10 protein-coding genes and 1 pseudogene are annotated in these 7,239 nt (G+C 61.0%); 2 read left to right on the forward strand and 9 right to left on the reverse strand.

The window, feature by feature from the left end; all coding sequences use genetic code 11:
* The 3 genes and pseudogenes from VK804_RS10490 to VK804_RS10500 form a co-directional block, all read right to left on the reverse strand.
* Positions 1 to 453, reverse strand: a pseudogene (locus VK804_RS10490) (hypothetical protein); the annotation flags it as partial.
* A gap of 27 nt (positions 454 to 480) precedes the next feature.
* Positions 481 to 1,086, reverse strand: a complete 606-nt coding sequence (leuD, locus tag VK804_RS10495) for a 3-isopropylmalate dehydratase small subunit (RefSeq protein WP_325370679.1) — start codon at positions 1,084 to 1,086, stop codon at positions 481 to 483.
* An 87-nt stretch (positions 1,087 to 1,173) separates the two neighbouring features.
* Positions 1,174 to 1,572, reverse strand: coding sequence for a metallopeptidase family protein (locus tag VK804_RS10500; RefSeq protein ID WP_325370681.1), 399 nt, complete (start codon positions 1,570 to 1,572; stop codon positions 1,174 to 1,176).
* Between the two features lie 104 nt (positions 1,573 to 1,676).
* Between VK804_RS10500 and VK804_RS10505 the strand changes: the two genes are divergently transcribed.
* Positions 1,677 to 2,003, forward strand: a complete 327-nt coding sequence (locus VK804_RS10505; protein WP_325370683.1) for a hypothetical protein — start codon at positions 1,677 to 1,679, stop codon at positions 2,001 to 2,003.
* 97 nt (positions 2,004 to 2,100) lie between these two features.
* On the opposite strand, the gene VK804_RS10510 is transcribed toward VK804_RS10505, so the two are convergent.
* Positions 2,101 to 2,319 carry a hypothetical protein gene (locus tag VK804_RS10510; protein ID WP_325370685.1) on the reverse strand — a complete coding sequence of 73 codons (219 nt, stop codon included), beginning with the start codon at positions 2,317 to 2,319 and terminating at the stop codon, positions 2,101 to 2,103.
* Between the two features lie 140 nt (positions 2,320 to 2,459).
* Here VK804_RS10510 and VK804_RS10515 point away from each other — a divergent pair, with 140 nt between their 5' ends.
* Positions 2,460 to 2,732, forward strand: coding sequence for a hypothetical protein (locus VK804_RS10515; RefSeq protein WP_325370686.1), 273 nt, complete (start codon positions 2,460 to 2,462; stop codon positions 2,730 to 2,732).
* 312 nt (positions 2,733 to 3,044) lie between these two features.
* Here the strand turns inward: VK804_RS10515 and VK804_RS10520 are convergent, their stop codons facing one another.
* From VK804_RS10520 to trmD, 5 genes are all read right to left on the reverse strand, one after another.
* Complete coding sequence (locus tag VK804_RS10520) at positions 3,045 to 3,248, reverse strand: hypothetical protein (RefSeq protein WP_325370688.1); 204 nt, start codon at positions 3,246 to 3,248, stop codon at positions 3,045 to 3,047.
* 95 nt (positions 3,249 to 3,343) lie between these two features.
* Positions 3,344 to 4,756: a 3-isopropylmalate dehydratase large subunit gene (leuC, locus tag VK804_RS10525; protein WP_325370690.1), complete on the reverse strand. Its 1,413-nt coding sequence runs from the start codon at positions 4,754 to 4,756 to the stop codon at positions 3,344 to 3,346.
* A 343-nt stretch (positions 4,757 to 5,099) separates the two neighbouring features.
* Positions 5,100 to 6,113: a hypothetical protein gene (locus VK804_RS10530; protein ID WP_325370692.1), complete on the reverse strand. Its 1,014-nt coding sequence runs from the start codon at positions 6,111 to 6,113 to the stop codon at positions 5,100 to 5,102.
* A gap of 12 nt (positions 6,114 to 6,125) precedes the next feature.
* The gene (gene rplS, locus VK804_RS10535; RefSeq protein WP_325370693.1) at positions 6,126 to 6,518 is read right to left on the reverse strand and encodes a 50S ribosomal protein L19; all 393 of its coding nucleotides are present in this window, start codon (positions 6,516 to 6,518) and stop codon (positions 6,126 to 6,128) included.
* 112 nt (positions 6,519 to 6,630) lie between these two features.
* On the reverse strand, positions 6,631 to 7,239 hold a 609-nt coding region (gene trmD, locus VK804_RS10540), incomplete at its 5' end, for a tRNA (guanosine(37)-N1)-methyltransferase TrmD (protein WP_325370695.1).

Below are 7,239 nucleotides of genomic sequence, written 5' to 3' on the forward strand. Positions count from 1 at the left end.
CTCGAGCAGATCCGCGAATGCGCGCACGATTTTGTCGTCAGGCGGCAGATATAAAACTGAATTGCCGAGCTGCCTCGATCGCTCCCACGCAAAATACGGCTTTGCCGGATCGATCTCGACCGGCTTCAGCAGCAGCACATCGGCGTCGAGCCACAAACGCGCCGCATCAGGACTCGCGCGCGCCGCCATCAGCCGCATCCGGAAGAAGTCGGAAAACTGCAGAATGGTCCAGTCGCGCCACGATCCGTCCGGCTGCGGCGGGCGCAGCCGTTCGGAAAACGAATGCGGCAGGATCGCCTCGGCCTCTGCATTGCCGACGCCGTCGGGCAATCCCGGCAGCGGATCGAAACTATAGACGGTGACCTGATGGCCGGCGGCGACCTGCGATCTCAGGCAAAGTTGGCGCAGCCGATCGAGCGGGCCATGCCAGAAGGTGACGACGTCCGGCCGCATGCGCGGGTCACCTCGCGCGATAAAAGATCAGGCCCAGGCGCGCTCGGTCCTGGCCTTGGCCTCGTAGCTGTCGATCGAGGCCTTCTTCTCCATCGTCAACCCGATGTCGTCGAGGCCGTTGAGCAGGCAATGCTTGCGGAACGGATCGATCTCGAACTTCACCGTGCCGCCGTCGGGGCCGCGGATTTCTTGGCTGGGCAGGTCGATGGTCAGGGTCGCGTTGGCGCCGCGCTCGGCGTCGTCGAACAATTTGTCGAGGTCTTCCTGCGACACGCGGATCGGCAGGATGCCGTTCTTGAAGCAGTTATTGTAGAAGATGTCGCCGAACGAAGTCGAGATCACGCAGCGGATGCCGAAATCCAGGAGCGCCCAGGGCGCATGCTCGCGGCTCGAGCCGCAGCCGAAATTGTCGCCGGCGACCAGGATCTTGGCGTTACGATAGGCCGGCTTGTTGAGGACGAAATCCGGGTTCTCGCTGCCGTCATCCTTGTAGCGCTGTTCCGAGAACAGGCCCTTGCCAAGGCCGGTGCGCTTGATGGTCTTCAGATACTGCTTCGGGATGACCATGTCGGTGTCGACATTGATGATCTTCAAGGGCGCCGCGACGCCTTCCAGTGAGGTGAACTTGTCCATCGAACGGCACTTCTGGTTGGAATGAAGGAAACGCGTTTTGCGGGCGTGGTTTATCGCGAATGCGCCAGCCATTAAAGCGCAAAATGCCTAATCGGCGGTAGCCTCGATTGCCTCCATGTCGTCGTCGGACAGGCCAAAATGGTGGCCGATCTCGTGAATCAGCACGTGGCGGACGATGTCGCCCAGCGTCTCGTCGTTTTCGGCCCAGTAGTCGAGGATCGGCCGGCGGTAGAGCCAGACCATGTTGGGCAGCCGGGCGATATCGCCGTGACTCTGATGCGGCAGGCCCGTGCCCTGGAACAGGCCGAGCAGGTCGAATTCGCTCTCCGCCTGCATTTCGTCCAGCACCTCCTCGGTCGGAAAATCGTCGACCCGGATGATGACGCCCTCGCAAAGTTCCCGAAAGCGCGGTGGCAGGCGCGCGAAAACCTCATGCGCCATGGTCTCCATCTCGGCCAGCGAGGGGGCTTTTGCTTCGATCCACATGCTGCCCTTTTAGCGCCGGTTCCGACCGGTTGCATCCGCGCAGTTGACCTTGGCGCGCCAATCGGAGACCTTGCGCTCCGCAACAGGTTCTTAAGGTGAGTGTGATGGTGCGGATCGGGACGGCGGCGCTGTTGGTCGCGTTTGCAGGCGCCTTGGCGTTGCGCCCGGCCGGGGCGCAGGCGCAGACCGCGCCTTCCGGCGTGCGTGTGGCGCAGGCGACGCCATCAGCGGCCGAGACGCCGCGCCACGTTCGGCCGCGGACGCGGATCAGGGTCTATCCGACCTACGAAACCGGCCCCGATGGCGTCTATCCGCGCTATAACCCCGGTCCCAACGCGGTGCGCGAATGCAACGCCACCTATGTCAGGGAATACCGGCCGAGCGGCACGGTGATCGTGCCGCGGATGAGCTGCTTCTGGCGCCCCGGCTAGAGCATGATCCGGAAAAGTGGACACCGGTTTTCCGAAAAGATCATGCTCAATCAAAAAGCTAGAGCGGGATGACGATTCGAAGAAAAGTCATCCCGCTCTAGCGCCGGCGCAGCGCCCCGACCAGGCCGGTGCCGATTATCAGCGCCGAGGTTCCGTAGACGATGATGGCCATCGCATGCTGGGTGAAACCGCTTGCGGTGCCCGCACCCCCGCCGGGGCCCTGCGAGGCGAGCGCAGCGCCGGCCCGGAGCAGGGCAGCGGCCGGGATGGCCAGCGCGAAGCGCTTGATCCGCTCTCTTGCGCGAGACGATGCCATGATGATCTCCTCTGAGGTATGTTTCCAGAAGATACGCACGCCAGGCTATGCCGGTTTTGGGAAATCTTCGAGCCGATGTTGTCCGAGGCGGAAACCAGGTTTGATTATGTCATCGCTTCTTACGCATTGAGGAGTCCTTCATGACGAGATGGATCGGAGCCGCCGTCCTGGCGCTGACGCTGATGTTCGGCGGCTCGGCCGCAGTCGATTCCGCCGCGGCGTCGCGGGCGCAGAACGCGACGCATCAGCCGCAAGCGTCGAAAGCGGAAGATATGAGTGCGCGGCGTCGCGTCCGGCATTATCGCTACTCCGCGTATCGCCCGTATGATCCGACCTATTATGACCGGCCCACTTACTACGCGCCGGCGCCGTTCTTTCCGTTCCTCGGACTTGGCTACGGGCCGTGGTGGTGATCGCCGATTCCGGAGATCATTGATTCTTCCGTCATGGCCGGGCTTTGTCCCGGCCATCCACGTCTTCCTTCTTGCCTGCGACAAGACGTGGATGCCCGGGACGAAGCCCGGGCATGACGAGCGCATTCGAAATGCGGCGCGGGGCGAGTGCTGAAATGGATCGGGCGCCTTTCGGCGCCCGATTTCATTGCCCAGAGCGTTTTCGAGCGAAGTGGTCACCGGTTCGCATGAGGAAAACGCGTCAAAAAAAAATGAATCCAGAGCCCCGTTTCGATTCCATCGAAACGGAAAAGGCTCGAGGGAATCTTGACCTCAATCCCAATTCTTGAATTTCCAGGGTTTCAGCTTCCAGGGCGTCAGCGTCTCGATGCGCCATTGCTCCCAGCGGTCCGGCGGCCAGTGGCTCAGCCGCGAGGTCTCCTTGATCACGGGGGCCACGATGCGCGGCGCGACGACGCGCCTCAACTGCCGCGTCGCCTCGCTGATCATATCGACGAATTCAGGCTTGTCGGCCATTTGCCGGTCCCTCGAAACGCCACGCCTGGGGCCGAACTAGTCTGCTCCCGAGGCGTTAACGAGAAGCTTCGCGGATGGGGCTTGAGGGATGTGGGCTATTTCCACTCCCGGATATCGACGAAATGCCCGGCGATCGCAGCCGCCGCCGCCATCGCCGGCGAGACCAGATGGGTGCGGCCCTTGAATCCCTGCCGGCCCTCGAAATTGCGGTTCGAGGTCGAGGCGCAGCGTTCTTCCGGCAACAGCTTGTCGGGGTTCATGGCCAGACACATCGAGCAGCCCGGTTCGCGCCATTCGAAACCGGCCTTGATGAAGATCTTGTCGAGCCCCTCGGCTTCGGCCTGCTCCTTGACGATGCCGGAGCCCGGCACGATCATCGCGGTGAGATTGCCGTTGACCGTCTTGCCCTCGACCATCTTCGCCGCCGCGCGCAGATCCTCGATGCGCCCGTTGGTGCAGGAGCCGATGAAGATGCGGTCGAGTTTGATGTCGGTGATCTTCGTGCCGGCCTTTAGGCCCATGTAGTTCAGCGCGCGATGTTTCGACAGCCGCTTGGCCTCGTCCTCGATCTCATCGGGATCGGGCACCATGCCGTTGATCGACACCACGTCCTCGGGCGAGGTGCCCCAGGTCACGATCGGCGGCAGCTTTGCGGCATCCAGCCTGATCTCGTGATCGAAATGCGCGCCGGCATCCGAGCGCAGCGTCTCCCAGTAGCGCATCGCGGCGTCCCAGGCCTCGCCCTTCGGCGATTTCGGCCGGCCCTTCAAAAACTCGAACGACTTTTCGTCCGGCGCGATCAGGCCGGCGCGGGCGCCGCCCTCGATCGACATATTGCAGACGGTCATGCGGCCTTCCATGGAGAGCGCGCGGATCGCGTCGCCGGCATATTCCAGCACATAGCCGGTGCCGCCGGCGGTGCCGATCTCGCCGATGATCGCCAGGATGATATCCTTGCCGGTGACGCCGTCGGGCAACTTGCCGTCGACCACCGCGCGCATGTTTTTCGCCTTCTTCTGGATCAGCGTCTGCGTCGCCAGCACGTGCTCCACTTCCGAGGTGCCGATGCCGTGCGCCAGCGCGCCGAACGCGCCATGGGTCGAGGTGTGGCTGTCGCCGCAGACGATGGTGGTGCCGGGCAGCGTAAAACCCTGCTCGGGGCCGATGACGTGGACGATGCCCTGGCGGCGGTCGAACTCGTCGAAATATTCGATGCCGAATTCCTTGGCGTTCTCCGCCATCACCCGCATCTGCTCGATGCTTTCGGGGTCGGGATTGGGTTTCGAACGGTCGGTGGTCGGGATGTTGTGATCGACCACGGCCAGCGTCTTCTCCGGCGCACGCACCTTGCGCCCTGTCGCGCGCAGACCTTCAAAAGCCTGCGGCGAGGTCACCTCATGGACCAGATGGCGGTCGATATAGAGCAGGCAGGTGCCGTCATCGGCTTCGTGCACCAGATGGTCGTTCCAGATTTTGTCGTACACAGTGGTGGGTTTTTTGTCGGACATGATGTCAGGCCTCGAGCGGGGATTTGAATCGGAGATTGCAATCGCGCGCGCAACGCAGCGCGTCGAGAGATCAGGCCGCGAGCGCCGCCGTCGTCAGCCGACCGAAGAAACGCCAGGGCAGCCGACGGCGGTCGTCGAGCACGACGCGGCACGCGATGGTTTGGTGATCTCTGAACATGGTGGCCATATAGCACACTAACGACCGTCATTGCGCCAACAAGAAAGCGCGGGATCAACTCGTACCCTTTTTAGCACAAATAAAATAGGAGCACAGTTGGATTTGCATTCAACAAAAAGTACTTCCACCTTCGTTATGACAGCCATTTTCAATCGTGGGTTCTATTTACGAAGTTGTTGTTCCTTTTTTCCGGGGCAGTCGTTTGCTGAGCGGGGCCTCGTCATTTGCTTCTTTCCGAACGCGAGCAAACTCGGGTGAAATCTCCTCCAATGCACGCCGCGCAGCGCCAACAACAGTGAAGTAAATGCTGCCACCCTTTTGTAGACGCTCGTACTCAATTGGGTTAGTCGCACCCTTTTCTAAATCGGCCTCTAGTTGAGCCAGGGATGTGTAATTTGCCTCCTTCAATTCTTGGACAAACTCCGACATCGAAGTTGCGGCACCCGAATCTCGCTTAGGATAGAGTCGAGCAAGAAGGGCTGATACGGTATCCAAGTTTATTTCTACCTGACCATCTGTCGCTTTCGAAGTATTCTCTGCCGATTCCTTCGAAGCTAACCGGGCAACGTAAAATTGCTCAAACTCATTGTCCGCAACGAAAAACAATCCGCTCAGCGCACTCAATGCCATTTTTAGATTTGCTGGGACATCCCAATCGCCTTTGTAGTCAACGTGATGAGAAACCGCGGCCCAACAGTGCATGCAAAGAGTTCTTAGCTGTATTTCGAATATTCGATTGCGAATTCTTTCATATCGAGGTCCGGTGTAGCCCGGCCTCATCTTGCAAATGATATGAATGGATTGGTAGCTGAGAGGGTCTTGGCCGGTCTCGATTTTGTCATCAATCTCGATGACTTCGAAATTATCTCTGGCCAGTTGTTTCAGCCTATCGAGATCCGAGCGAAATAAGCATATCACGCGCACTGCAGCGATATCAGCGAATTCCTCAAAGGGTTCGTTGCACCGCTTACGAGCGCATTTATCCAAAAGAGACTCGAGCTCCTTAACTCTACTCTCGATCGTGTGAATCTTGATTGAGCGTGAAGCAATGCGGTCCTGCAGAATGAAGACCGCTTCTTGTTTCAGCGCTTCGTAGACGTGATATTCCGCAGTATATTTGTCGGTAATAGATTCTCGGTCCAGATCAAACGGGGCCGTTTCGTTTGATTTCCCTGCCACTTTTGCTCGTGTCTAGGCCGCATCTGGACCGACCGCGGCGGGCCGGTCCGATTTCTTCTCGACGATGCGGGCCGACTTGCCGCGCAGATTGCGCAGGTAATACAGCTTGGCCCGGCGCACCTTGCCGCGGCGCACCACGGTGATCGAGTCGATCATCGGCGACATCACCGGAAAGACGCGTTCCACGCCCTCGCCGTAGGAAATCTTGCGCACCGTAAAGCTCTCGTTGAGGCCCGAACCGGAGCGGCCGATACAGACGCCTTCATAGGCCTGCACGCGCGAGCGATCGCCTTCCACCACCTTGACGTTGACGATCACGGTGTCGCCAGGGCCGAATTCGGGAATCTGTTTACCGGCGGCCAATTTGTCGTATTGCTCTTTTTCGAGCTGCTGAATGAGGTTCACGGGTAAAATCTCCATCGGCGGCGCGCCCCAGCCGGAAACAGCGCGGGCTGCGCGGGTGTTCGGTTATCCTTGCGCGGATTTGGCGCCCATATACGGCAAAGCCGGCGGCTTGTCACCCTTCCGTCGTGTTTTTTGGGCGTCTTTGGCCGCTCCCCGGCTGGAATTGCCTGGCGGCCCAGAGATCGGGCCGCCGCGCCTGCGTCAGCGCCTCGGCCTCGGCCTGCCGCCACGCCGCGACCCTGGCGTGGTCGCCCGACAGCAGGATCTCCGGGATCGGCCGGCCCTCGAACTCCTGGGGGCGGGTATATTGCGGGTATTCCAGTAAACCATCCGAAAAGCTCTCTTCGGCGCTGGAACTGGGCTTTCCCATCACCCCCGGCAACAGCCGCACGCAGGCATCGATCAGCGCCATCGCGGCGATTTCGCCTCCCGACAGCACGTAATCCCCGATCGAAACCTCCTCCAGGGAGCGCGCCTCGATCGCCCGCTGGTCGACGCCTTCGAACCGGCCGCAGACGATCAGCGGCCCCGACCCGGCGGCGAGTTCGGCGATGGAGGACTGGGTCAATGGCCGACCCCGCGGGCTCATCAGCAGCCGCGGACGATCGGGGGCGATATCGGCTGCATCGATCGCCGCCGCCAGCACGTCGGCCCGCAGCACCATGCCGGGCCCGCCGCCGGCCGGCGTATCGTCGACGCTGCGGTGGCGGTCGGTGGCGGA

The sequence above is a fragment of the Bradyrhizobium sp. genome (assembly GCF_035484855.1).
Taxonomy (GTDB): domain Bacteria; phylum Pseudomonadota; class Alphaproteobacteria; order Rhizobiales; family Xanthobacteraceae; genus Bradyrhizobium.